Consider the following 24,106-nt stretch of genomic DNA (forward strand, 5'->3'; position numbering starts at 1 on the left):
ACTGTCGCCCGGTTGCGGGCGGCGGTCCTTTTTGCGTCCTGCGCGCCTCCGGCCCCATGGCTTCACCCCCAAGTGAACCCCGCGGCATCGATCGCGCTGTTGGGATCGCGCCGATCTGTGCCATGTCCTTCCTGACGATCCCGCTGCGGCTCGAACTGACCGAAGGAGCGAGCGCCCCCGTGCCGAAGTCCGCCCACCCAGCGCTGTCGTTTCTCTTCGCCGCTCTCACGGCCGGGCTCGCCCTCGCACCGGCACGGGCGGACGACGCCAAGGCGACGAGCGCGGGCGTTCGCGGCGTCGTCGAGCTGTTCACCAGCCAGGGCTGCGCCTCCTGCCCGCCGGCCGAGGCGATGCTGGCGCGCTACGCGGCGGCCGGCACCGGCATCGTCGCCCTTGCCTATCATGTCGACTACTGGGACTATATCGGCTGGCAGGACACGCTGGGCTCGCGCCGCAACGTCGAGCGCCAGAAGGACTACGTGAAGGGCCTGCGCCTCGGCGCCCTCGCCACGCCCCAGGCCGTGGTCAACGGCGCGGCGGCGGTGCCGGGCGGCGACGCGGCAGCCATCGAGGCGCGTCTCGCCGCCGAGCCGATCCCCACCGGCCCCGCCGCCCCCGAGGTGCGCCTCGCGCGCGAGGGCGACACGCTCCACATCTTCGCCCGCCTCGGCGAAGGCGACCGCGACGCCAGCCCGCGCGTCCTCATCCTCGTCACCTACGTCGCGGAGGCGCGCACCGAGGTGCTGCGCGGCGAGAACAAGGGCCAGCGCCTCGTCAGCACCCACGCCGTGCGCGACTGGCGGGTGGTCGGCACGCTGACGGGCGAGCCGATGCGCGTCGACATGCCGATCGGCCTCCTCGCCGATCCCGACGGCTTGCGCAGCGGCGGCGCCGCCCTCCTGCAGACGGTCGGCAGCCACGACCGTCCGGGCCGCATCCTCGCCGCCGCCGCGATCGACTTCTGAGCGCCTCCCCTCGCGATCGCCCTTCCCCTCGGCGGCTGCGTTGCATCGCGCCGTGTGCATCCCATCTTGATGACAGATTGACGATGCACTCTGGCGGCGGCACGCTGGGAGGCCTCGGGCGAACATCGCCCGGACCCCGTGCCGCCGGGAAGGGGAAACCGATTGACCGAAACGACGAACGAGCGGTCCGCCACCCTCATCGATCTGGCCGAGATCCGGGGCGCCGCCTCGCTGCCCGTCGTCTCCTTCGACCGGCACGAGCTCGGCGCGATCCTGCGGGTCTACGGGCGCATGGTGGCGGCCGGCGAATGGCGCGACTACGCCATCGACACGCTGCGCGACCGCGCGGTGTTCTCGATCTTCCGCCGCTTCAGCGAGATGCCGCTCTACCGTGTCGAGAAGACGCCGAAGCTGGCCCGCAAGCAGGGCGCCTTCAGCGTGGTCGCCGCCGGTGGCCTCGTGATGAAGCGCGGACAGGATCTCTCCCAGGTGCTGCGCGTCTTCGACAAGGCGCTGAAGCTCGTCGACGACTGAGGCCGCCTTTGCAGACCGGCCGCCCCGCCTTCGCTTTCGCCCCGCTTCAGGTTTCGCTTTCGATCCGACGGGATTTCGTTTAGCACGGGTGGCGTCGGGGGAGATGGGGCCATGCTGTCGGAGCGCCAGCTGCAGATCGTCGAGCGGGCGCGCACCGAGGGCAAGGTGCTGGTCGACCAGCTCGCCGCGCTCTACGAGGTCAGCGTGCAGACGATCCGCAAGGATCTGAACGAGCTCTGCGACGAGCGCCTCCTCTCGCGCATCCATGGCGGCGCCGTGATCGGCGCGGGCGCCGAGAATGTCGGATACGACGCGCGCCGCACCATCGCCGCAGCCGAGAAGACCGCGATCGGGCGGGCCGCCGCCGATCTCGTGCCGCACCGCTCCTCGCTCTTCATCAACATCGGCACCACCACGGAAGCGGCCGCGCACGCCCTGCAGCGCCATGCAGGGCTGATGGTGATCACCAATAATCTCAACGTCGCCAGCGCCTTGCGGGCCAACCCGCAGATGGAGGTGATCATCGCCGGCGGCGTCATCCGCCACACCGACGGGGGCATCGTCGGCGAGGCCGCGATCGACTTCATCACCCAGTTCAAGGTCGATTTCGCCATCATCGGCGTCTCCGCCATCGACCCCGACGGCTCGCTGCTCGACTTCGACTATCGCGAGGTGCGCGTCGCGCAGGCGATCATCGCCAATGCCCGGCACGTCATCCTCGTCTCCGATTCGTCGAAGTTCGAGCGCACCGCCCCCGTGCGCATCGCCCATCTCGACCAGATCGACACGTTCGTCACCGATCGCTGCCCCTCGCCCGAGATCCGCCAGCTCTGCACCGACAAGGGCGTGCGCCTCGTCGAGACCGCCTGAGCGCCGACGCCCGCGGGAAATCCGCGGACGGTTCGTGAGCGCGATTGACTTTCGTTTCGGTTCGTTTCTAATGCCGGCAGTTTCGGATGAGACGGCATAATGCTGCAATGCGAAACGTGGGTGGGACCATGCAGCGCTTCGACGTCTTCGTGATCGGGGGTGGGATCAACGGCTGCGGCATCGCGCGCGACGCCGCCGGACGCGGCTACAGCGTGGGTCTTGCCGAGCGCGGCGATCTCGGCGGCGGCACCTCGTCCTGGTCCACCAAGCTGATCCATGGCGGCCTGCGCTATCTCGAGCATTACGAGTTTCGTCTGGTGCGCGAGGCGCTGCGCGAGCGCGAGGTGCTCTGGGCCATCGCTCCGCACATCATCCGCCCCTTACGCTTCGTGCTGCCCTATCATTCCGGCCTTCGCCCGGCCTGGCTGCTGCGCGTCGGGCTCTTCCTCTACGATCATCTCGGCGGTCGAAAGCGCCTGGAGGCGACCCGCACCGTCGATCTCGCCGGGCCGCTCGGCGCACCGCTGAAGCCGGAATTCGTTAGGGGTTTCGAATATTCCGACGCGCGCGTCGACGACACGCGCCTCGTGGTGCTGAACGCGCGCGACGCGGCCAACCGCGGCGCCGCCATCCATGTCGGCACCGAGGTGACGGAGGCGCGCCGCGAGGCGGGCGGCTGGCTCGTGACGTTGCGCGAGCGGGCCACCGGCGCCACCGCCCAGGTCGGCGCGCGCTTCCTCGTCAACGCCGCCGGCCCCTGGGTCGACCGGGTGATCCAGGGCGCGCTCGGGCGCAACGAGGCTGGCAACATCCGCCTCGTGCAGGGCTCGCACATCGTGATGCGCAAGCTCTTCGACCACGACCGCGCCTACATCTTCCAGAACGCCGACAACCGCATCATCTTCGCCATCCCCTACGAGGGCGACTACACGCTGGTGGGCACCACCGACCAGGATTTCGAGGGCGACCCCTCGAAGGTCGCGATCACCGAGGGCGAGATCGACTATCTCCTCAAGGCCGCCGGCGAGTATTTCGCCGCGCCGCTCCGCCGCGAGGACATCGTCTGGACCTTCTCGGGTGTGCGCCCGCTCTTCGACGACCACGCCTCGAAGGCGCAGGAAGCGACGCGCGACTACGTGCTGAAGGTCGAGGGCGATCTCGGCGAGGCCGGCGTCCTCAACATCTTCGGCGGCAAGATCACCACCTATCGCAAGCTCGCCGAGGACGCGATCGAGGCGATCGGCGCGGCGATCGGCCCGCGCGGCGCCAGCTGGACGGGCACCGCGCCGCTGCCCGGCGGCGACTTTCCGGTGGACGGCGTCAAGGCGCTGGAAACGCGCCTGCGCGCCCTCGTTCCCTCGATCGGTGACGCCGCTGCCGCCCGCATGGTGCGCGCCTACGGCACCGACGCGATCACGATGGCGGAGGCCGGCCGGGGCGATCTGGGCCGCGATTTCGGCCATGGGCTCGCCGAGCGCGAGGTCGACTGGATGATCGCGCACGAATGGGCACGCTCGGCCGACGACGTTCTGTGGCGCCGCTCCAAGCTCGGCATTCGCTTCTCGCCAGCCGAGACGGCGACGCTCGAAGCCTATGTCGCCGGGCATGTGGCGCGGCAGGGCATCGCCGCGGAATAGCCGCTGCCGTCTCGGGAGGATGGCCGTGGACAGAAGACGAAGACGGGGAGGGTTCGGTGCTGGAATTGACGGGAGTCGGCAAGACGGTGGGCGCGCAGGCGGAGATCGCCGACGTGACGCTCCGGCTGGAGCGCGGCTCGCTCAACGTGCTGCTCGGGCCGACGCTCGCCGGCAAGACCAGCCTGATGCGGCTGATGGCCGGCCTCGACAAGCCGACGAGCGGGCGCATCGCCATGGACGGCGCCGACGTCACGGGCCTGCCCGTCCAGAAGCGCAACGTCGCGATGGTCTACCAGCAGTTCATCAACTACCCCGCGATGACCGTCTACGAGAACATCGCCTCGCCGCTGCGCGTCGCCGGCCGGCCGAAGGCCGAGATCGAGGCCGCCGTCGCCCGCGCCGCCAAGCTGATGCGCCTCGAGCCCTATCTGCAGCGCACGCCGCTGAACCTCTCGGGCGGCCAGCAGCAGCGCACCGCGCTCGCCCGCGCCCTCGTGAAGAACGCCGACCTCGTGCTCCTCGACGAGCCGCTCGCCAATCTCGACTACAAGCTGCGAGAGGAACTGCGCGAGGAACTGCCGCGCATCTTCGCGGCCTCCGGCGCGATCTTCGTCTACGCCACCACCGAGCCGACCGAGGCGCTGCTGCTCGGCGGCAACACGGCGACGCTCGCGCAAGGCCGCGTCACCCAGTTCGGCCGCACCACGGACGTCTACCGCCGCCCGGCGGACCTTGCGACCGCCCGCATCTTCTCCGACCCGCCGCTCAACGTCCTCGCGATGCAAGCGGCAAACGGGCGTCTCGTCTCGCCGCTCGGGATCGACGTCGCGGCCCCCGGCCTGCCCGAGGGCCCCTGCTCGGTCGGCATCCGGCCGCATCACCTTCGCCCCGGCGAGGGCGCCCCTGGCGCCGGGCGCTTTACCGCCACCGTAGTGGTGGCCGAGGTCACGGGCTCGCAGACCTTCGTCCATGCCGATCTCGGGCCGACGCGCATCGTGGCGCTGCTGCCGGGCATCCGCCGGATGGAGCGCGGCGACGCGATCCCGCTTCATTTCGATCCCGCCGCGATGCTCGTCTTCGACGCCGAAGGCCGCGCCGCCGCACCCGCCCTCGCGCACGCGGCCTGAGGAGAGCCCGATGGCCCGCATTCGCCTCGACCACATCCGCCACGCCTACACGCCGGAGCTGGCGCGCGCCGGCAACTATGCCCTGCGCGAGATCGACCATGCGTTCGAGGACGGCGGCGCCTATGCGCTGCTCGGCCCCTCCGGCTGCGGCAAGACCACGCTCCTCAACATCATTTCGGGGCTGCTGACCCCTTCCGAAGGGCACATCCGCTTCGGCGAGCGCGACGTGACGATGCTGGCGCCCGAACAGCGCAACATCGCGCAGGTCTTCCAGTTTCCGGTGATCTACGACACGATGACCGTGGCGCAGAACCTCGCCTTCCCGCTTCGCAACCGCCGGGTGCCCGAGCCCGAGATCGCCGCCCGCGTGCGCGAGATGCTCGGCCGCATCGGGCTGGAGGCCAAGGCCGACCGCAAGGCCCGCGGCCTCACCGCCGACGAGAAGCAGAAGATCTCGCTCGGCCGCGGCCTCGTGCGCTCCGACGTCAACGCCATCCTCTTCGACGAGCCGCTGACGGTCATCGACCCCCACATGAAATGGGTGCTGCGCTCGCTCCTGAAGGAACTCCACCGCGAGTTCCGCATGACCATGGTCTACGTCACGCACGACCAGACCGAGGCGCTCACCTTCGCCGAGAAGGTGGTGGTGATGTATGACGGCGAGGTCGTGCAGATCGGCACGCCGGAAGAGCTGTTCGAGCGCCCGCGCCACACGTTCGTCGGCTATTTCATCGGCTCGCCCGGCATGAACGTCATGGACTGCCGCGTCGAGGACGGCGCGGCGCTCATTGGCGGCGAGCGCATCCCCACCCGCAACGCCCGCGCGCCCTCCGGCGCCGGCAAGCTGGAGCTCGGCATCCGCCCCGAATTCGTGCGCCTCGTCACGCGCGGCACGCCGGGCTCGCTGCCCGTCACCATCGACAAGGTCGAGGACATCGGCTCCGAGCGCATCGTGCGCGCCCGGCTCGGCGGCGAGAAGCTGGCCGCCCTCGTGCCCGAAGGCCAGGGCCTGCCGGCGGACGCCGCCGTCACCTTCGACGCGGCCGCCGTCAACCTCTACGCCGACAGCTGGCTCATCGAGGAAAGGGCCTGATCCCATGGAGAAGACCTGGAACAACAAGGCCTGGTTCATGGTCCTGCCAGTGCTGGTTCTCGTCGGCTTCTCGGCGGTGATCCCGCTGATGACCGTCGTCAACTATTCGGTGCAGGACACGTTCGGCAACAACGACTTCTTCTGGGCCGGCACGGAGTGGTTCACCGAGATCCTGCACTCCCCGCGCTTCCACGACGCGCTGATCCGCAACCTCGCCTTCTCCGCCATCATCCTCGCCATCGAGATCCCGCTCGGCATCCTCGTGGCGCTCGCCATGCCCAAGAAGGGCATCTGGGTGCCCGTCTGCCTCGTGCTGATGGCGCTGCCGCTGCTCATTCCCTGGAACGTGGTGGGCACGATCTGGCAGGTCTTCGGGCGCACCGACATCGGCCTCCTCGGCCACACGATGGCGGCGCTCGGGCTCGACTACAATTACGTGCAGGATCCCGTCGACGCCTGGGTGACGGTGATCGTCATGGACGTCTGGCACTGGACGAGCCTCGTGGTGCTCCTCTGCTACGCCGGCCTCGTGTCGATCCCCGACGCCTTCTACCAGGCGGCCAAGATCGACGGCGCCTCGCGCTGGGCGGTGTTCCGCTACATCCAGCTGCCGAAGATGGGCCGTGTGCTCCTCATCGCCGTGCTGCTGCGCTTCATGGACAGCTTCATGATCTACACCGAGCCCTTCGTGGTCACCGGCGGCGGTCCCGGCAATTCCACGACCTTCCTGTCGATCGATCTCGTCAAGGTGGCGGTCGGCCAGTTCGACGTCGGCCCGGCGGCGGCGATGAGCCTCGTCTACTTCCTCATCATCCTCCTGATGTCGTGGATCTTCTACACCGTGATGACCAACGCCGGCACCGACCGCCGCGACGAGGGAGCGGGACATTGAGCGCCACCGTCTCTCCCCGCCTCACAGACACCGCCGGCACGCTGCCGCCGGCCCTCCAGTCGCAGGACGCGCTGAAGGCGCGCGCCCGCCAGGCCTCCGGGCGCTTCCGCCCGAAGGCGCTGATCCCGATCGTCTACATCCTGTTCCTTCTCCTGCCGATCTACTGGCTGGTGAACATGAGCTTCAAGACGAACGAGGAGATCGTCTCGGCCTTCACGCTCTGGCCGGCGGCGCCGACGCTCCAGAACTACCGGACGATCTTCACCGACCCGTCCTGGTACAACGGCTACATCAACTCCATCATCTACGTCGTGATGAACATGGTGATCTCGGTCTCGGCGGCGCTGCCGGCGGCCTACGCCTTCTCGCGCTACCGGTTCCTCGGCGACAAGCATCTGTTCTTCTGGCTGCTGACCAACCGCATGGCGCCGCCCGCCGTGTTCGTGCTGCCCTTCTTCCAGCTCTACTCGGCCTTCGGCCTCATCGACACGCATATCGCGGTGGCGCTGGCGCACTGCCTCTTCAACGTGCCGCTGGCGGTGTGGATTCTCGAAGGCTTCATGTCGGGCGTGCCGAAGGAGATCGACGAGACCGCCTATATCGACGGCTACTCGTTCCCGCGCTTCTTCTTCAAGATCTTCACCCCGCTCATCGCGTCGGGCATCGGCGTCGCCGCCTTCTTCTGCTTCATGTTCTCCTGGGTCGAGCTTCTCATCGCGCGCACGCTGACGGTGACCGACGCCAAGCCGATCTCGGCGATCATGACCCGCACCGTCTCGGCCTCCGGCATGGACTGGGGGGTGCTGGCCGCCGCCGGGGCGCTGACCATCATCCCCGGCGCGATCGTCATCTGGTTCGTGCGAAATTACATCGCCAAGGGCTTTGCCCTGGGGAGGGTCTGATGGATCGTCCGAGCCCGTTCCTGCGCAACACCACCGCCAAGGGCTTTGCCCTCGGGAGGGTCTGATGAACTTCACCTGGATGGCCTGGACCTGGCCGACCGCCGCCTTCTTCCTGGCGATCCTCGGGCTGCTCGTGATGATGAGCGTCTGGGAGGCCGCCTCGCCAGGCGGGCATCCGCGCCACGGCATCCTGCGCTTCGAGACGACGCGCGGCGACCGCCTGTTCGTGTCGCTGCTCGGCTCGGCCTTCCTCTGCCTCGGCTCGCTCTTCTTCTTCGAGGACGCCTCGCTCTGGCCCGCCCTCGCCCTCTGCCTCGTCTACGCGGGGCTGGTCTTCCGCTTCGTCTAGAAGCGGCCTTTCGAGCCCTCCCCGCGCGTCGCCGGTCGCGCGGGGAGGGAACGTCGCCCTCCGGCATCGACCGTTTCTGGGAGGAAACCCACCATGAAGACGCCCACCATGAAGACGCGATGCATGATGTCGGCCGCGGGGCTGGCGATCGCGCTCGCCAGCGGCCCCGCTTGGGCCGACATGACCGCTGCCAAGGCCTTTCTGGACAAGGACATCGGCGAGCTCTCCAGCCTCAGCCGCGCCGACCAGGAAAAGGAGATGCAGTGGTTCATCGATGCCGCGAAGCCCTTCGCCGGCATGGAGATCAAGGTCGTCTCCGAGAACATCACCACGCACGACTATGAATCGAAGGTGCTGGCCAAGGCCTTCTCCGACATCACCGGCATCAAGCTGACGCACGACATCATCGGCGAAGGCGACGTGATCGAAAAGCTGCAGACGCAGATGCAGTCGGGCGAGAACATCTACGACGCCTATGTCAACGATAGCGACCTGATCGGCACCCACTGGCGCTACAACCAGGTTCGCAACCTCACCGACTGGATGGCCGGCGAGGGCAAGGACGTGACGTCGCCGACGCTCGACATCGCCGACTTCATCGGCACCAGCTTCACCACCGCGCCCGACAAGAAGCTCTACCAGCTGCCCGACCAGCAGTTCGCCAACCTCTACTGGTTCCGGTACGACTGGTTCAACGACGAGAAGAACAAGGCCGACTTCAAGGCCGAGTACGGCTACGACCTCGGCGTGCCCGTCAACTGGTCGGCCTACGAGGACATCGCCAAGTTCTTCACCGGCCGCGAGATCGACGGGAAGAAGGTCTATGGCCACATGGACTACGGCAAGAAGGACCCCTCGCTCGGCTGGCGCTTCACCGACGCCTGGCTGTCGATGGCCGGCAACGGCGACAAGGGCCTGCCGAACGGCCTGCCGGTCGATGAATGGGGCATCCGCGTCAACGCGCAGTCGCAGCCCGTCGGCTCGTGCGTGGCGCGCGGCGGCGACACCAACGGCCCGGCCGCGGTCTACTCCATCGAGAAGTATCTCGAATGGCTGAAGGCCTACGCGCCGCCGGCCGCCCAGGGCATGACCTTCTCCGAATCCGGCCCCGTGCCGGCGCAGGGCGAGGTCGCGCAGCAGATCTTCTGGTACACGGCCTTCACCGCCGACGCCGTGAAGAAGGGCCTGCCCGTGGTCAACGAGGACGGCACGCCCAAGTGGCGCATGGCCCCCTCGCCGCACGGCGTCTACTGGCAGGAGGGCATGAAGCTCGGCTACCAGGACGTCGGCTCGTGGACCCTGATGCAGTCCACCCCGACCGAGCGCGCCAAGGCCGCCTGGCTCTACGCGCAGTTCGTGACGTCGAAGACCGTGGATGTGAAGAAGAGCCACATGGGCCTCACCTTCGTTCGCGAATCGACGATCCGCGACAAGAGCTTCACCGAGCGGGCCAAGGATCTCGGCGGTCTCGTCGAGTTCTACCGCTCGCCGGCCCGCGCGCAGTGGTCGCCGACCGGCACCAACGTGCCCGATTATCCGAAGCTCGCGCAGCTCTGGTGGCAGGCGATCGGCGATGCCGCCGCCGGCAACAAGACCCCGCAGGAGGCGATGGATTCGCTCTGCGCCGAGCAGGAGAAGGTGATGGCCCGCCTCGAGCGCGCCGGCATCCAGGGCGACAAGGGCCCGAAGCTCAACGAGGAGCACGACCTCGACTACTGGGTCGCCGAGGCCAAGAAGGAAGGCACGATCGCGCCCCAGCCGAAGAAGGCCGAGGAGAAGGAAAAGCCGATCACCATCAACTACGACGAGCTGGTGAAGAGCTGGGCGGACGCCGCCCCGGCCGGTGCGACGCCGGTCTCCGCGACGCCGGCCAAGTAGGGCCGCATCGCCTGCAAGACGGGGAGAGAGCCGGGCCCGTCCCGGCTCTCTTCGTATCCGCCCCCATCACCGCCATCCAGAAAGACGTCGCCGCCATGTCGGGATACGTGCTCGCCATCGACCAGGGAACGACCTCGTCCCGCGCCATCGTCTTCGACGATTCCACCCGCATCGTCGGCGTCGGGCAGCAGGAGTTCCCGCAGATCCTGCCGCGCCCGGGCTGGGTGGAGCATGATCCCGAGGAGATCTGGCGCTCGGTGCTCGCCACCGCCAAGGCCGCGCTCGCCGACGCCTCGCTCTCGGCCCGCGACATCGCGGCCATCGGCATCACCAACCAGCGCGAGACGACCGTTCTGTGGGACCGCGAGACCGGCGAGCCCGTCCACAACGCCATCGTCTGGCAGGACCGGCGCACCGCCGAGATCTGCCGGAGGCTAAGCGAAGACGGCGCCGAGGCGGTGATCCGGGAAAAGACCGGCCTCGTGATCGACCCCTATTTCGCGGGCACCAAGATCGCCTGGATCCTCGACAACGTGTCGGGTGCCCGCGCACGCGCCGAGGCCGGCAAGCTCGCCTTCGGCACGATCGACACGTTCCTGCTCTGGCGCCTCACGGGCGGGCGCGTCCACGCCACCGACGCCACCAACGCCTCGCGCACCATGCTCTTCGACACCGGCGCGAACGAGTGGGACGACGAGCTGCTGCGTCTGCTGCGCGTTCCCGCCTCGCTCCTGCCCGAAGTGCGCGACTGCGCCGCCGATTTCGGGTTGAGCGATCCCGCCCATTTCGGTGGGGCGATCCGGATATGCGGCATCGCGGGAGACCAGCACGCCGCGACGCTCGGCAATGCCTGCTTCGAGCCGGGCATGCTGAAGGCGACCTACGGCACCGGCTGCTTCGCGGTGCTGAACACCGGACCTGAGCGCGTCGCCTCGAACAACCGCCTGCTCTCGACGGTCGCCTACCGCCTCGACGGCAAGACCACCTACGCGCTGGAAGGCTCGATCTTCATCGCCGGGGCCGCGGTGCAGTGGCTGCGCGACGGGCTGAAGATCGTGGCGCAGGCCGCCGAGACCGGGCCGATGGCGGAGCGCGCCGACGAGACCCAGGACGTCTATCTCGTGCCCGCCTTCACCGGGCTCGGCGCGCCCTGGTGGGACGCCGACGCGCGCGGCGCGATCTACGGCCTCACCCGCGCGACCGGGCCGGACGAGATCGCCCGCGCCGCGCTGGAGGCCGTCTGCTTCCAGACCGCCGACCTCCTGTCGGCCATGCGCCGCGACTGGCCGGGCGCCGCCGACACGGTGCTGCGGGTCGACGGCGGCATGGTGGCGAGCGACTGGACGATGCAGCGTCTCGCCGATCTCCTCGACGCGCCGGTGGACCGGCCGACCGTCCTCGAGACCACCGCGCTCGGCGCGGCGTGGCTCGCCGGGCGCCAGAGCGGCGTCTGGCCCGACGCCGCCGGCTTCACCGCCCGCTGGCGGCTGGAGCGGCGCTTCGAGCCGGGCATGGACGCGGTGACGCGCGGCCGCAAGCTCGCCGGCTGGAGCCGCGCCGTGCGCCGGACCTTGAGCGACACCGTTCCGGGTTGAGCCGGTGGGGAAGGCGAGCGAGATCGGCGGCCCCTTCGCGGGGGCGCCCGGCCCCGCGAAATGCTCTATGAGGGACGGCACGCCCCACGTCCCGAGATCGCCCGCATGGCCCGTCCCGACATCGTCCGCCGCATCGACCTCGTGACGCTGCAGCTCTTCGCATTCGTCTGCGAGGAGGAGCATCTGACGCGCGCCGCCGAGCGCGCGGGAATCGCGCCCTCGGCGCTGTCGAAGCGCCTCGCGGAGCTCGAAAGCGTGCTCGGCACCGATCTCTTCGTGCGCCATGCCCGCGGCATGAGCCCGACGGCGGCCGGCGATTCGCTGCTGCATCACGCCCGCTCGATCCTGCGCAGCGTCGACAAGATGGGCGCCGAGCTCGCCGACCACGCGCAGGGGCTGCTCGGCCATGTCCGCATCCTCGCCAACATCTCCTCGATCGTGGAGTTCCTGCCCGACGACCTCTCCGAGTTCTGCCGGGCCAACGCGCGAGTGCGCATCGAGCTGGAGGAGCGCACAAGCGCCGCCGTGGTGAAGGGCATCGAGGAGGGCGTCGGCGACATCGGGCTCTGCGTCTCCACCACCGACAGCCGCGATCTCGCGGCGGCGCCCTACCGGCGCGACCGGCTGGTGCTGGCGGTGCGGCGCGACCATCCGCTGGCGGCGCGCGCCGAGATCGGCTTCACGGAGACGCTCGACTACGAGCATATCGGCCTGCACCAGGACAGCGCCATCTATCGCCGCTCGGCGGTGGAGGCGGCGCTTGCCGGGCGCGACGTGAAGCTGCGCATCCACGTGCCCGGCTTCGACGCGGTGCTGCGCATGGTGGAGAGCGGGCTCGGCGTCGGGCTGATCCCCGACCGCGCCTTTGCCGTCATCGCCGGGGGGATGCAGCTCGCGGCGATCCCGCTCACGGACGGCTGGGCGCATCGCGAGTTGAAGCTCGTGTCGCGCGATCCCGCGGCCCTGCCGCAGGCCTGCCGGCTCTTGCGCGCCCATCTTCTTGAACCCCGAGGTTCACGCTCCGCGAACGAGGCTTGACGGGAGACGACTGGACTGGCGCGCCGCCGCCGCCGCAGGATCGCGCAAAGGACGGCCGGCCGGCGACGCCCCAATGGGAGGCGCCCGGCCGATGGGAGGAGACGCCCGATGACCCGACGCCCGGCTTGCCACGCATGAGCGCGGCCCCTTCCTCTCCCATGCCGGCGGCGGGGCCGCTTGCGGGACTCCGCGTTCTGGAGATCGGCCATTTCGTCGCCGCGCCCTTCTGCACGCGGCTCCTCGCCGATCTCGGCGCCGACGTCGTGAAGGTCGAGCCGCTCGGCGGCGATCCCGTGCGCCAGTGGGGCGAGCAGCGCGACGGCCACTCCCCCTGGTGGTCGATGCACGCGCGCAACAAGCGCTGCATCGCGCTGGATCTCAAGAACCCGCGCGCCGTCGCGCTCGTGCTCGACCTCGTGAAGGACATGGACGCGCTGGTCGAGAACTTCCGCCCCGGCCAGCTAGACCGCTTCGGCCTGAGCGAGGCCGCGCTCCATGCGGCGCGGCCGGACCTCGCGATCGCCCGCATCTCCGGCTTCGGGCAGGACGGGCCCTATCGCGACCGCGCCTCGTTCGGCGTCATCGGCGAGGCGATGGGGGGCCTGCGCCACCTCACCAACCATCCGCCGGAGGAGACCGACCTGCCGCCCTCGCGCGTCGGCATCTCGATCGGCGATTCCATTGCCGGCCTCTACGGCGCCTTCGGGCTGCTCGCCACGCTCTGGCAGCGCGACCGGGCGGGCGGCACGAAGCAGGCCTACACGCTCGACGTCGCGCTCACCGAGGCGATGCTCTCGATGATGGAGGGCACGCTCCCCGAATACGGCGTCTTCGGCACGATCCGTCAGCCGCAGGGCTCGCGCATCCAGACGGCGGCGCCGACCAACGCCTATCCGACGCGCGACGGGCAGTGGCTACTCGTCGCCGCCAATTCCGACCCGCTGTTCCGGCGCCTCGCGCGCGTTCTCGGCCGGCCCGAACTTGCCGACGATCCGCGCTTCGCGGGCAATCCCGCGCGCCTCGCCAATGTCGGCGAGCTCGACGCCCTCATCGCCGCGTGGACGCGCGCGCACGACGCGGCCGAGGCCGACGCCATCCTGCAGGCCGCCGACATCCCCTCGACACTCTGCTTCACCGCCGCCGATATCGCCGCCGATCCGCAATACCGGGCGCGCGGCATGGTGCGCGAGGTCGAGGATCCCCTGCTCGGGCCGGTGCTGCAGGCCGGCATCGTGCCGCACGTGCCGGAAGACCCCGGCGCCGTGCGCTGGGCCGGCCCTTCGATCGGCGCCCATACCGACGAGGTGCTGGCGCAGGCCGGCCTCTCCCCCGAGACCATCGCCGAACTGCGCGCGGAGGGCACCATCCGATGACCCCCGTCTCCCCCCTGTCCCCGCCCCATGACGTCGAGATCGTCGAGGTCGGCCCGCGCGACGGCTTCCAGCCGATCGGGCCGTTCATCCCGACGAGCGCCAAGATCGAGTTCGTGCGCCGGCTCAAAGCCACGGGCTTGCGGCGCGTCGAGATCGGCTCCTTCGTCAGCGCCGCCGCACTGCCGCAGATGGCCGACACGCCGGCGGTGCTCGATGCCGTTCGCGGCGAGCCGGGGCTTCTCGCGCAGGTGCTGGTGCCGACCGAACGCCGCGGGCGGGAGGCGGTGGCCGCGCGCGCGCCGATGATCGCCTACGTGCTCTCGGTCTCGCCCGCGCACAACCGCAACAACGTGCGCCGTTCGCCCGAGGACTCGGCCGCCGACTACGAGCGGTTGCTGGCTGGCATTCCCGACGAGACGCCGGTGCGGCTGAATCTGGCCACCGCCTTCGACTGCCCCTTCGACGGACGGGTGGAGCCGGCTGCCGTGATGGTCCTCCTCGACCGCCTCGTGCCGCTGCGCGCCGGCGTCGAGATCTGCCTTTGCGACACCACCGGGCGCGCCGTGCCCGACCAGATGCGCCGCCTCTTCGGCGAGGCCACCGCGCGGTTTCCGGGCGTGCGGCACTGGGCGATGCACGCGCACGACACCTACGGGCTCGGCCTTGCCAACGTCTTCGCGGCTTACGAGGAAGGCGTGCGGGTGTTCGACGGAGCCTTTGCCGGGCTCGGCGGCTGCCCCTTCGCGCCCGGCGCCACCGGCAACGTCGCGAGCGAGGATCTCGCGTGGATGTTCGAGCGCATGGGCGTTTCCACCGGCATCGATGTCGCCGCGCTCGCCGATCTCGCCGACGAAGCGGCGGCGCTGCCCGGCGCGCAGCCAGGCGGGCGGGCGCGGGCGGTACTCCGGGCCCGTCCGGACGCCTGCGCGGCCTGAGCACGATCGCCCTGTTCGCGAGCGGGAAACGTCCGTTGCGGGCAAACGCATGTCATGCCAAGTCAGGCGGGCTTAGGTTCGATGGAAACGACGTCTCGGGAGGACGGCCATGCAGAGACTTCGCGCGGACCGCGCCGGAGAGGACAGATCGTTGGCAGTTTTCATCGGCCAACGCATGCGGACGGAACGGGACTTCGGCCATGCTGACCGTGGTCGCTGAGAACGGCCGCACGGTGGCGGGCGCGGCACCGGCCTCGGAGGCGATCGGCCTCGCGGGCGTCGAGATCGCGTTCCGCCTCGCCGACGGGCGGCGCTTCGAGGCGGTGGCGCCCACCGATCTCGTGGTTCGCGAAGGCGAGTTCGTGGCGATCGTCGGCCCCACCGGCTGCGGCAAGTCCACCCTCCTCAACGCCGCCGCGGGCCTCCTGAAGCCGACCTCCGGCACGGTGCGCATCTTCGGCAGGACGCTGACGGGGCTGAACGGCGAGGCCGGCTACCTCTTCCAGCAGGATTCGCTGATGCCCTGGAAGAGCGTGGTCGACAACGTCGCCATCGCGCTCACCGTCTCGGGCACGCCCCGGCGCGAAGCGCGGGAGCGCGCCATGGGCTGGCTGGAGCGCGTCGGGCTCGCCGCCTTCGCCGACCGCTACCCGCACATGCTCTCGGGCGGCCAGCGCAAGCGCGTCGGCCTCGCGCAGGTGCTGATCCGCAATCCCCGCCTCCTGCTGATGGACGAGCCCTTCGGCCCGCTCGACGCGCAGACCCGCGTCATCATGGGCGACCTGCTGCTCGAACTCTGGTCGGCCGAGCGCAAGGCGGTGATGTTCGTCACCCACGATCTCGAAGAGGCCATCGCCCTCTCCGACCGCGTCGTCATCATGTCGGCCGGGCCGAAGGCGCGCGTCATCGGCGACTACGCGATCCCCATCCCCCGCCCGCGCGCCATCGCGGACGTGCGCCTCGACCCGCATTTCCACGACATCCACCGCGAGATCTGGAACGCCCTCAAGGAAGAGGTCGTGAAGGGCTATCGCCAGAGCAACGGGCTCGCGCCATGAAGAGGTCGACGCTTCTCCTCCTCCAGATCTCGGTGGCCGTGGTGGTGCTGGTGTTCTGGCACCTCGCCACCGCCACCTCGCTCTTCGGCGACCCGAAAAACGCCCAGTTCTTCTTCGCCCAGCCGATCGCGGTGGCGACACGCATCGTCGAATGGTTCGTCAGCGGCACCATCTGGTACCATCTCGGCATCACGCTCCTGGAATCGACGCTGGCCTTCGTCATCGGCTCGGCGGCGGGCGTCGCCATCGGCTTCTGGTTCGCCCGCAAGCCGCTGCTCGCCATGGTCTTCGACCCCTACGTGAAGGCCGCCAACGCGCTGCCGCGCGTGGTGCTGGCGCCGATCTTCGCGCTCTGGCTCGGCCTCGGCATCTGGTCGAAGGTGGCGCTCGGCATCACGCTCGTGTTCTTCATCGTCTTCTTCAACGTCTACCAGGGCGTGAAGGAGGTGAACCAGACCGTGCTCTCCAACGCCCGCATGCTGGGCATGAGCGAGCGCCAGCTCCTGCGCCACATCTACCTGCCCTCGGCGCTTTCCTGGATGTTTTCCTCGCTCCACACAGCCGTCGGCTTTGCCGTGGTCGGCGCGGTGGTGGGCGAATATCTCGGCTCCTCGGCCGGGCTCGGCTATCTCATCCAGCAGGCCGAGGGCGTCTTCGACGTCACCGGCGTCTTCGCCGGCATGTTCGTGCTGATGGGCTTCGTGCTGGTGATCGACGCGCTGGTGACATTGGTCGAGGACCGGCTCCTCGTCTGGCGCCCGCAGGCCCAGGTCGCCGCGACCTGACTTCAGACAACAACGACGAAACAAGCGTCTCGGGAGGACGACCATCATGAACCGCAGAGACTTCCTCGCAACCAGTGCCGCCGCCGCCGCCCTCACCGCGCTCGCCGCCCGCCTGCCGGCCTACGCGCAGGAGGCGGGTGCCGCGATCGAGAAGCCCTCGCTGACGCTCGGCGTCGGCGGCAAGCCGCTGCTCTACTATCTGCCGCTGACGATCGCCGAGACCAAGGGCTTCTTCGAGGAAGAGGGCCTCACCGTCGCGATCAACGATTTCGGCGGCGGCGCCAAGTCGCTGCAGGCGCTCGTCGGCGGCTCGATCGACGTCGTCACCGGCGCCTACGAGCACACGCTGCGCATGCAGCAGAAGGGCCAGGACATCCGCGCCGTCTGCGATCTCGGCCGCTTCCCGGGCATCACCATCGCGGTGAAGAAGGATCTCGCCGGCGAGATCAAGAGCATTGCCGACCTCAAGGGCCGCGCCATGGGCGTCACGGCGCCCGGCTCCTCCACCGCCCTCATGCTGCAATACGCGATGGTGAAGGCCGGGCTGCAGCCGGGCGACGTGTCGCTCGTCGGCATCGGCGGCGGCACGAGCGCGGTGGCGGCGGTGAAGCGCGGCGAGATCGCCGGCCTCTCGCATCTCGACCCCGTGACCTCGCGCCTCGAACAGGACGGCGACATCGCGGTGCTGCTGGACACCCGCACCGAGGAGGGCACGCGCGCCCTCTTCGGCGGCACCAACCCGGCCGCCACCGTCTATCTGCGGCAGGACTTCATCGAGGCCAATCCGGTGACGACGCAGCGCATCGTCAACGCCTTCCTGAAGTCGCTGACGTTCCTGCAGACCGCGACGCCCGACGAGGTCGCCGACGCCGTGCCGGCCGACTATCATTTCGGCGACCGCGAATTCTACAAGACCGCCTTCGAGAAGGCCCGGCCGATGTATTCGCCGGACGGCATGATCACGCAGGACGGCTTCGCCTCCATGCTCTCCATGCTCGGCACGCTGGAGCCGGCCGAGTTCGCGAGCGCCGACATCGCCTTCGACCGCACCTTCGACCCGCGCTTCGTTCAGGCCGCGCGGATCTGACCGAGGACGCCCAGCGGCCGACGCGCCCGGCCGCCGGCGCACCATCGACACGCCGTGGGCCGGGGGAACGCTGCCGCGGCGTCTCCTCCGAAGGTTCCGCCATGCGCCTCCATCGTCGTCATGTCCTCGCCGCGCTCGCGGCCGGTCTCTGCACGCCCGGCGCGGTGCTCGCCGAGCCGCAGGAGCCGCGCTGGATCCGCGAGGACTACGCGGCGGCGCGGCGCGGCTTCGAGACCCGGCTCCTGCGGCGCGGCCCCGCGCCCGGCGACGCGCCGCCGCTGGAGGCACCACCGGGCGTTCGCGCGATCTCCTATCGGTCGGACGGGCTCGACCTCGTCGCCTGGGTGTCGCAGACCGGCGATCCCGCCAGGCTCCGTCCCGGCATCCTCGTGCTGCACGGCGGCAACGCGCTGTGGCCCGGCCATTGGGACATCGCGCGCCCCTTTGCGGAGGCCGGCTTTGTGGCGCTGATGCCGGCGGTGCGGGCCGAGAACGGCCTGCCCGGCGCCTTCTCGGGCTTCTACGACGAGACCGCCGACGTCGTGGCGGCGGCCGAGACGCTGCGCGCGCTGCCCGGCGTCGATCCCGCTCGCCTCTTCGTCGCCGGCCACAGCGTCGGCGGCACGCTGACGCTGCTCGCCGCCCTCGCCTCGCCGCTGTTTCGCGGCGCCGCCTCGTTTTCCGGCAATCCGGATGCGGCCGCCTTCTTCCGCCATTTTACCGAGGATTTGCGCTTCGACCCCGGCCGCCCGGCCGAGTTCGAGATGCGCTCGGCCGCCTGCTTCGCCGCGAATTTCCGCTGCCCGGTGCTGATGCTGCGCGCCGGCACGGAGACGCGCTCGGACGCAGCAAACCGGCTTACGGTCTCGCGCGCCGCGAGCGCCGGCTTGCGGGTCGAGCGCGGGGTCATCGAGGGCGATCATTCCTCGGCGCTGCCGGGCGAGATCGTGGAGAGCCTGCGCTTCTTCGCGGCGCTGTGACGCCCGGCTTCGCTTGACATCCTGCGGGGGGTGCGCGGTATTCGCCGGGTGCACGGCGTCGGGAGAACGCCGACCGGGAGGGGTTCGATGCAGCACACCATGCAGGCCGAAAGGCGCGTCGACGCGCCCGCGCGATCATCGGCCTTCGCGCTTCGGTGCCCACCCGACATACGAATTCACACCCCGTCGAGGGAGCGACAGGCATGACCATGAAGACGATCCAGGGACCCGGCATCTTTCTCGCGCAGTTCGCGGGCGACGCGGCGCCGTTCAATTCGCTCGACGCGATCTGCGGCTGGGCAGCCGGGCACGGCTACAAGGGCGTGCAGATCCCGACCTGGGACGCCCGGCTCTTCGACCTGAAGCGCGCCTCCGAATCCAAGGACTATTGCGACGAGATCGCCGGCACGGCCGCCGCCCACGGGCTGGCGATCACCGAGCTTTCGACGCATCTGCAGGGGCAGCTCGTCGCCGTCCATCCCGCCTATAACCTCGCCTTCGACGGCTTCGCGGCGCCCGAGGTGCGCGGCGACCCGGCCGCCCGGCAGGCCTGGGCGGTGGATCAGGTGAAGCGCGCGCTCACCGCCTCGCGCCATCTCGGCCTGCGGGCGCACGCCACCTTCTCGGGCGCGCTCGCCTGGCCCTACGTCTACCCCTGGCCGCAGCGCCCGGCCGGCCTCGTCGAGGCCGCCTTCGACGAGCTGGCCCGGCGCTGGCGCCCGATCCTCGACCATGCCGAGGAGATGGGCGTCGACGTCGCCTACGAGATCCATCCCGGCGAGGACCTGCACGACGGCGTCTCCTACGAGATGTTCCTCGAGCGCGTCGGTGGCCACGCCCGCGCCAACCTCCTCTACGACCCCTCGCATTTCGTGCTCCAGGGGCTCGACTACCTCGCCTATATCGACATCTACGCGGATCGCATCCGAGCTTTCCACGCCAAGGACGCCGAGTTCAACCCGACGGGGCGCCAGGGCGTCTACGGCGGCTTCCAGTCCTGGGAGAACCGGGCCGGGCGCTTCCGCTCGCTCGGCGACGGGCAGGTGGATTTCGGCGGCGTGTTCTCCAAGCTCACGCAGGCCGGCTTCGACGGCTGGGCCGTGCTCGAATGGGAATGCGCGATCAAGCATCCCGAGCAGGGCGCGGCCGAAGGGGCGCCCTTCATCGCCGCCCACATCATCCAGACCACCGAGCGCGCCTTCGACGATTTCGCGGGCGCCGGCACCGACGACGCCGCGAACCGGCGGATGCTCGGGCTGTCCGACCGCTGAACGAGGAACCACCGACATGACCATCGAAGCCAGCCGCGACGCCCATACGGGCGGTCGCATCCGCCTCGGCATGGTGGGCGGCGGCCAGGGCGCCTTCATCGGCGCCGTCCACCGCATCGCCGCCCGGCTCGACGACCGCTACACGCTGGTGGCGGGCGCCCTCTCCTCCGATCCCGCGCGGGCCCACGCCTCGGCCGTCGACCTGGGGCTCGACCCGGCGCGGGCCTACGACAGTTTCGCCGCGATGGCGGAAGCCGAGGCGAAGCGGCCGGACGGCATCGAGGCGGTGTCGATCGTGACGCCGAACCACATGCATGCGCCCGCCGCCAAGGCCTTTCTCGAGGCCGGCATCCACGTCATCTGCGACAAGCCGCTGTCGCTGACGGTCGCCGAGGCCGAGGAGCTCGTAGCGCTGCAGCGCCGAACGGGGCGCATCTTCGCGGTGACGCACAACTACACGGGCTATCCGCTGGTGCGTCAGGCGCGGGCGATGGTGGCGGCCGGCGAACTCGGCAAGCTGCGCCTCGTGCAGGTGGAGTATCCGCAGGACTGGCTGGCCGAGCGCGCCGAGGAGTCCGGCTCCAAGCAGGCGGAATGGCGCACCGACCCGGCGCGCTCGGGCGCCGGCGGCTGCATCGGCGACATCGGCACCCACGCTTATAATCTCGCAGGCTTCGTCACCGGCCTTCGCGCCCGCTCGCTCCTCGCCGACCTCACGACCTTCGTGGAGGGGCGCCGGCTCGACGACGACGTGCAGATCCTCCTGCGATACGAAGGCGGCGCCAAGGGCATGCTCTGGGCGAGCCAGGTCGCGGTCGGCCACGAGAACGGGCTGAAGCTGCGGGTCTACGGCGAGACCGGCGGGCTCGAATGGGTGCAGGCCGAGCCGAACCGGATGGAGTTCACCAGGCTCGGGCAGCCCAGGCAGATCCTCACCCGCAACGGCGCGGGCGCCTGGGACGAGGCAACGCGCGTCTCGCGCATTCCCGGCGGGCACCCGGAGGGATATCTCGAAGCCTTCGCCACGATCTACGGCGAGGTCGCCGGCGCCATCGTCGCGGCGCGCACCGGCGCGGCGGTCGACCCGCAGGCCACCTTCCCGACCGTCGAGGACGGGCTGGACGGCATGCGCTTCATCGAGGCCGCCGTCGCCTCGTCCAGGGCGGGCAACGTCTGGACGGATCTGGCGCCCTCGAATTGAGCCACGAGAGGCCGGCTCCGCGGGCCGGCCTCTCGCCCTCTCAGAGTTCGCGCAGCACCGGCGCGGCCTTCTGGCCGAGCACGCGCCAAGTGCCGGCGAGGCCGAAGCCGACGGTAAGCAGCAGCGAGGCGACCAGCGTCGCCAGAGCCACCACCGGATCGAACTGGAAGGGCAGGCTCATGATGCGGGCGACGACGTACCAGGAGGCCAGCGCCCCCGCCGCCACCGCGAAGACCGCCGTCACCGCGCCGAGCGAGAGATACTCGATCACATAGGCGCGGATCAGCGTGGCGCGCGTCGCGCCGAGCGTCTTCAACACCACCGCGTCGTGCACCCGCGCCCGGTTGCCGGCCGCGAGCGCGCCCGACAGCACCAGCACCGAGGCGACGAGCGCAACGGAAGCGGCCGCCCGGATGGCGAGCGCCAGCTGCCCGATCAGCGCGTTCACGGCGTCGAGCGCGTCCTTCACCCGCACCGTGGTGACGGCGGGATAATCGTTGGAGATGCCGCGCAGCACGCCGCGCTCCACCGCCGCGTCGTCGCCGGGGGTCTCCAGCGTCGCCAGCCAGGCGTGCGGCGCGCCGCGGAAGGTGGCGGGCGAGAAGACCATCACGAAGTTGATCGACATTGATTCCCACTCCACCACGCGGAAGTTGGCGATGCGCGCGGTGATGTTGCGGCCGAGAATGTTGACGGTGAGCGTGTCGCCGATCTTCAGGCCGAGTTCGCCGCCCTCCTTGGCCGAGAAGGAGACGAGCGGCTCGCCGTCATAGTCCGGTGCCCACCACTGGCCCTCGGTAAGGGTGGCGTTCTCCGGCGCGCTGGCGGAATAGGTGACGCCGCGATCGCCGCGCAGCACCCAGGCGCCCTCCGGCGGCACGGTGAGCTTGCCGACGTCGACGCCGTTGAGCTGCACGATGCGCCCGCGCAGCATCGGCGCGGCGTCGAGCGTCGAGCCCGGCGCCAGCGCCGCGATGCGCTCGCGGAACGGCTCGATCTCGCCGGACTGGATGTCGACGAAGAAGAAGCTCGGCGCACGCGCCGCGATGCCGGTGCCGATCTCGCTGCGAAGGTTGGTGTCGATCGTCGCGAGGGTCACCAGCAGCGTCAGCCCGAGGCCGAGCGACAGCACCACGGCCGAGGTCAGCGCCCCCGGCCGGTGGATGTTGCCGATGGCAAGGCGCAGCGGCGTCGAGCGCACGCGCGGCAGCCGCGCCGCGCCCTTGCGGATCGCGAAGGCGACGAGCCGCAGCACGATGAAGGCGACGGCGGTGGCGGCGAGGAACACGGCCGCGACGCCCTTGTCGCTCGCCATCACCAGCGCCAGCCCGGCGATGGCGACGGCGAGGACCAGCGCCGCGCCGGCATAGGTCCAGCGAAGGCGCAGCGAGCCCGGCTGCTCGTTCGCCCGGAACAGGGCGGTGGCCGCGACGTCCCGGGTGCGCCCGAGCGGCAGGATCGCGAAGGCGAGCGCTGTCAGGTAGCCGAAGAGCGCGGCGATGAGGAGCGCGCCGGGATAGACCGAGGCATGGGCGGCGACGGGAATGTAGGCTTCGAGGAAGCGCGCGGTGGCGAAGGGCGCAAGCGCCCCGAGAACGAGGCCGAGCGCGATGCCGACGGTGGCGAGAATGAGGATCTGCAGGAGATAGATCGTCACCACGAAGGAGCCGCCGGCGCCGAGACTCTTGAAGGTGGCGATGACGCTCCGCTTGGCGTCGAGATAGGCCGACACCGCGTTGGCGACGCCGACGCCCCCGACGATGAGCGCGGTGAGGCCGACGAGGGTGAGGAACTGCGAGAAGCGCTCGATGTTGCGCTGCAGCGAGGGCGCCGCCTCCGCCGCGTCGCGGATGCTCCAGCCGGCCTGCGGGAAGCGGGCGTTGGCTTCCGTCTCCACCGCGGCGGGATCGCGCGCGGGCTCCGTGAAGCGGACCTTGTAGTCGTATTCGACGAGCGAGCCCGGCTGCACCAGCGCGGTGGCGTCGAGCGCCTGGAGCGAGACCATCATGCGGGGCGCGAAGATGAACCCATCCGACAGGACGTCGGGCTCGCGGTCGAGGACGCCGCGGATCTCGATCTCGGCGGTGCCGAGCCGGACGATCGCGCCCGCCGCCAAGCCCAGGCGATCGAGGAACTCGGGCGCCACCACGGCGCCGAAGCGCCCGTCACGTTCGGCCAGCAGCGTCGCCAGCGGCTCGGCCGGCGTCGTGGCGGCCGCGCCATAGAGCGGATAGGCGGCGGGGTCGACCGCCTTCACCTCGGTCAGCGTCTGGTTGGAGCCGTCGGGCAGGCGCGCCATGGAGCGCAGCGAGCCGCTTTCGGCGACCGTGCCGAGGCCGGCGAGATAGGCGCGCTCGTCGGGGCTGGCCCGGCGCTGGTTGAGCCCGAAGCGCATGTCGCCGCCGAGAATCGTGCGGCCCTCGCGCTCGATGCCGCCGGTCATCATCTGCGAGACGGAGTTGACCGCCGCGATCGAGGCGACGCCGAGCGTCAGGCAGGCGAGGAAGATCGCGAAGCCCGAGAGCCCGCCGCGCAT

20 protein-coding genes and 1 pseudogene are annotated in these 24,106 nt (G+C 70.1%); 20 read left to right on the top strand and 1 reads right to left on the bottom strand.

The annotated features are described in order from the left end of the window. The first annotated feature begins 122 nt into the window (after nt 1-122). The 20 genes and pseudogenes from GGR04_RS18805 (at nt 123) to GGR04_RS18900 (ending at nt 21,570) form a co-directional block, all read left to right on the top strand. Complete coding sequence (locus GGR04_RS18805) at nt 123-965, top strand: DUF1223 domain-containing protein (protein WP_183201449.1); 843 nt, start codon at nt 123-125, stop codon at nt 963-965. Nucleotides 966-1,205: 240 nt separating this feature from the next. Continuing rightward, a pseudogene (locus tag GGR04_RS18810) lies at nt 1,206-1,499 on the top strand (DUF2794 domain-containing protein); the annotation flags it as partial. Between the two features lie 111 nt (nt 1,500-1,610). Then, entirely contained in the window at nt 1,611-2,369 is a 759-nt protein-coding gene (locus tag GGR04_RS18815; RefSeq protein WP_183201451.1) for a DeoR/GlpR family DNA-binding transcription regulator, read from the top strand. Between the two features lie 128 nt (nt 2,370-2,497). Continuing rightward, entirely contained in the window at nt 2,498-4,006 is a 1,509-nt protein-coding gene (glpD, locus tag GGR04_RS18820; RefSeq protein WP_183201490.1) for a glycerol-3-phosphate dehydrogenase, read from the top strand. 56 nt (nt 4,007-4,062) lie between these two features. Further along, a complete protein-coding gene (locus tag GGR04_RS18825; protein ID WP_183201499.1) occupies nt 4,063-5,133 on the top strand; it encodes an ABC transporter ATP-binding protein in 1,071 nt (356 codons plus the stop codon). 10 nt (nt 5,134-5,143) lie between these two features. After that, the gene (locus GGR04_RS18830; RefSeq protein WP_183201452.1) at nt 5,144-6,226 is read left to right on the top strand and encodes an ABC transporter ATP-binding protein; all 1,083 of its coding nucleotides are present in this window, start codon (nt 5,144-5,146) and stop codon (nt 6,224-6,226) included. 4 nt (nt 6,227-6,230) lie between these two features. After that, entirely contained in the window at nt 6,231-7,118 is an 888-nt protein-coding gene (locus GGR04_RS18835; RefSeq protein ID WP_183201453.1) for a carbohydrate ABC transporter permease, read from the top strand. 71 nt (nt 7,119-7,189) lie between these two features. After that, on the top strand, nt 7,190-8,020 hold the full coding sequence (locus tag GGR04_RS18840) for a carbohydrate ABC transporter permease (protein WP_246393387.1): 831 nt from the start codon (nt 7,190-7,192) through the stop codon (nt 8,018-8,020). A 64-nt stretch (nt 8,021-8,084) separates the two neighbouring features. Beyond that, the gene (locus GGR04_RS18845; RefSeq protein ID WP_183201454.1) at nt 8,085-8,369 is read left to right on the top strand and encodes a DUF2160 domain-containing protein; all 285 of its coding nucleotides are present in this window, start codon (nt 8,085-8,087) and stop codon (nt 8,367-8,369) included. A 123-nt stretch (nt 8,370-8,492) separates the two neighbouring features. Continuing rightward, complete coding sequence (locus GGR04_RS18850; RefSeq protein WP_376769875.1) at nt 8,493-10,247, top strand: ABC transporter substrate-binding protein; 1,755 nt, start codon at nt 8,493-8,495, stop codon at nt 10,245-10,247. A 95-nt stretch (nt 10,248-10,342) separates the two neighbouring features. Further along, on the top strand, nt 10,343-11,842 hold the full coding sequence (gene glpK / locus GGR04_RS18855) for a glycerol kinase GlpK (protein WP_183201455.1): 1,500 nt from the start codon (nt 10,343-10,345) through the stop codon (nt 11,840-11,842). A 105-nt stretch (nt 11,843-11,947) separates the two neighbouring features. Beyond that, the gene (locus tag GGR04_RS18860; RefSeq protein WP_183201456.1) at nt 11,948-12,880 is read left to right on the top strand and encodes a LysR family transcriptional regulator; all 933 of its coding nucleotides are present in this window, start codon (nt 11,948-11,950) and stop codon (nt 12,878-12,880) included. 134 nt (nt 12,881-13,014) lie between these two features. Continuing rightward, entirely contained in the window at nt 13,015-14,253 is a 1,239-nt protein-coding gene (locus tag GGR04_RS18865) for a CaiB/BaiF CoA transferase family protein (RefSeq protein WP_210291873.1), read from the top strand. Continuing rightward, nucleotides 14,250-15,188, top strand: a complete 939-nt coding sequence (locus tag GGR04_RS18870; RefSeq protein ID WP_183201457.1) for a hydroxymethylglutaryl-CoA lyase — start codon at nt 14,250-14,252, stop codon at nt 15,186-15,188. Before GGR04_RS18865 ends, GGR04_RS18870 begins: the two co-directional genes overlap by 4 nt. 200 nt (nt 15,189-15,388) lie before the next feature. Further along, nucleotides 15,389-16,246, top strand: coding sequence for an ABC transporter ATP-binding protein (locus GGR04_RS18875; protein ID WP_183201458.1), 858 nt, complete (start codon nt 15,389-15,391; stop codon nt 16,244-16,246). Next, nucleotides 16,243-17,031: an ABC transporter permease gene (locus tag GGR04_RS18880; protein ID WP_183201459.1), complete on the top strand. Its 789-nt coding sequence runs from the start codon at nt 16,243-16,245 to the stop codon at nt 17,029-17,031. The genes GGR04_RS18875 and GGR04_RS18880 overlap by 4 nt, the downstream gene beginning before the upstream one ends. Nucleotides 17,032-17,077: 46 nt before the next feature. Further along, nucleotides 17,078-18,118 carry an ABC transporter substrate-binding protein gene (locus GGR04_RS18885; RefSeq protein ID WP_183201460.1) on the top strand — a complete coding sequence of 347 codons (1,041 nt, stop codon included), beginning with the start codon at nt 17,078-17,080 and terminating at the stop codon, nt 18,116-18,118. Between the two features lie 101 nt (nt 18,119-18,219). After that, nucleotides 18,220-19,098: an alpha/beta hydrolase family protein gene (locus GGR04_RS18890; RefSeq protein WP_183201461.1), complete on the top strand. Its 879-nt coding sequence runs from the start codon at nt 18,220-18,222 to the stop codon at nt 19,096-19,098. Nucleotides 19,099-19,307: 209 nt separating this feature from the next. Continuing rightward, nucleotides 19,308-20,369, top strand: a complete 1,062-nt coding sequence (locus GGR04_RS18895; protein WP_183201494.1) for a sugar phosphate isomerase/epimerase family protein — start codon at nt 19,308-19,310, stop codon at nt 20,367-20,369. Between the two features lie 16 nt (nt 20,370-20,385). Continuing rightward, nucleotides 20,386-21,570 carry a Gfo/Idh/MocA family protein gene (locus tag GGR04_RS18900; protein WP_183201462.1) on the top strand — a complete coding sequence of 395 codons (1,185 nt, stop codon included), beginning with the start codon at nt 20,386-20,388 and terminating at the stop codon, nt 21,568-21,570. A 40-nt stretch (nt 21,571-21,610) separates the two neighbouring features. On the opposite strand, the gene GGR04_RS18905 is transcribed toward GGR04_RS18900, so the two are convergent. After that, a complete protein-coding gene (locus GGR04_RS18905; RefSeq protein WP_183201495.1) occupies nt 21,611-24,106 on the bottom strand; it encodes an ABC transporter permease in 2,496 nt (831 codons plus the stop codon).

It is taken from the genome of Aureimonas pseudogalii (assembly GCF_014196835.1).
Classification (GTDB): domain Bacteria; phylum Pseudomonadota; class Alphaproteobacteria; order Rhizobiales; family Rhizobiaceae; genus Aureimonas; species Aureimonas pseudogalii.

Bases quoted from the DNA above. Each gene is read 5' to 3' on its own strand.
- GGR04_RS18875 (WP_183201458.1), top strand. From the start codon at position 15,389: ATGCTGACCGTGGTCGCTGAGAACGGCCGCACGGTGGCGGGCGCGGCA.
- GGR04_RS18860 (WP_183201456.1), top strand. From the start codon at position 11,948: ATGGCCCGTCCCGACATCGTCCGCCGCATCGACCTCGTGACGCTGCAG.
- GGR04_RS18815 (WP_183201451.1), top strand. From the start codon at position 1,611: ATGCTGTCGGAGCGCCAGCTGCAGATCGTCGAGCGGGCGCGCACCGAG.
- GGR04_RS18805 (WP_183201449.1), top strand. From the start codon at position 123: ATGTCCTTCCTGACGATCCCGCTGCGGCTCGAACTGACCGAAGGAGCG.
- glpD (WP_183201490.1), top strand. From the start codon at position 2,498: ATGCAGCGCTTCGACGTCTTCGTGATCGGGGGTGGGATCAACGGCTGC.
- GGR04_RS18890 (WP_183201461.1), top strand. From the start codon at position 18,220: ATGCGCCTCCATCGTCGTCATGTCCTCGCCGCGCTCGCGGCCGGTCTC.
- GGR04_RS18830 (WP_183201452.1), top strand. From the start codon at position 5,144: ATGGCCCGCATTCGCCTCGACCACATCCGCCACGCCTACACGCCGGAG.
- GGR04_RS18880 (WP_183201459.1), top strand. From the start codon at position 16,243: ATGAAGAGGTCGACGCTTCTCCTCCTCCAGATCTCGGTGGCCGTGGTG.
- GGR04_RS18895 (WP_183201494.1), top strand. From the start codon at position 19,308: ATGAAGACGATCCAGGGACCCGGCATCTTTCTCGCGCAGTTCGCGGGC.
- GGR04_RS18905 (WP_183201495.1), bottom strand. From the start codon at position 24,106: ATGCGCGGCGGGCTCTCGGGCTTCGCGATCTTCCTCGCCTGCCTGACG.
- GGR04_RS18845 (WP_183201454.1), top strand. From the start codon at position 8,085: ATGAACTTCACCTGGATGGCCTGGACCTGGCCGACCGCCGCCTTCTTC.
- GGR04_RS18885 (WP_183201460.1), top strand. From the start codon at position 17,078: ATGAACCGCAGAGACTTCCTCGCAACCAGTGCCGCCGCCGCCGCCCTC.
- GGR04_RS18835 (WP_183201453.1), top strand. From the start codon at position 6,231: ATGGAGAAGACCTGGAACAACAAGGCCTGGTTCATGGTCCTGCCAGTG.
- GGR04_RS18850 (WP_376769875.1), top strand. From the start codon at position 8,493: ATGATGTCGGCCGCGGGGCTGGCGATCGCGCTCGCCAGCGGCCCCGCT.
- glpK (WP_183201455.1), top strand. From the start codon at position 10,343: ATGTCGGGATACGTGCTCGCCATCGACCAGGGAACGACCTCGTCCCGC.
- GGR04_RS18865 (WP_210291873.1), top strand. From the start codon at position 13,015: ATGAGCGCGGCCCCTTCCTCTCCCATGCCGGCGGCGGGGCCGCTTGCG.
- GGR04_RS18870 (WP_183201457.1), top strand. From the start codon at position 14,250: ATGACCCCCGTCTCCCCCCTGTCCCCGCCCCATGACGTCGAGATCGTC.
- GGR04_RS18900 (WP_183201462.1), top strand. From the start codon at position 20,386: ATGACCATCGAAGCCAGCCGCGACGCCCATACGGGCGGTCGCATCCGC.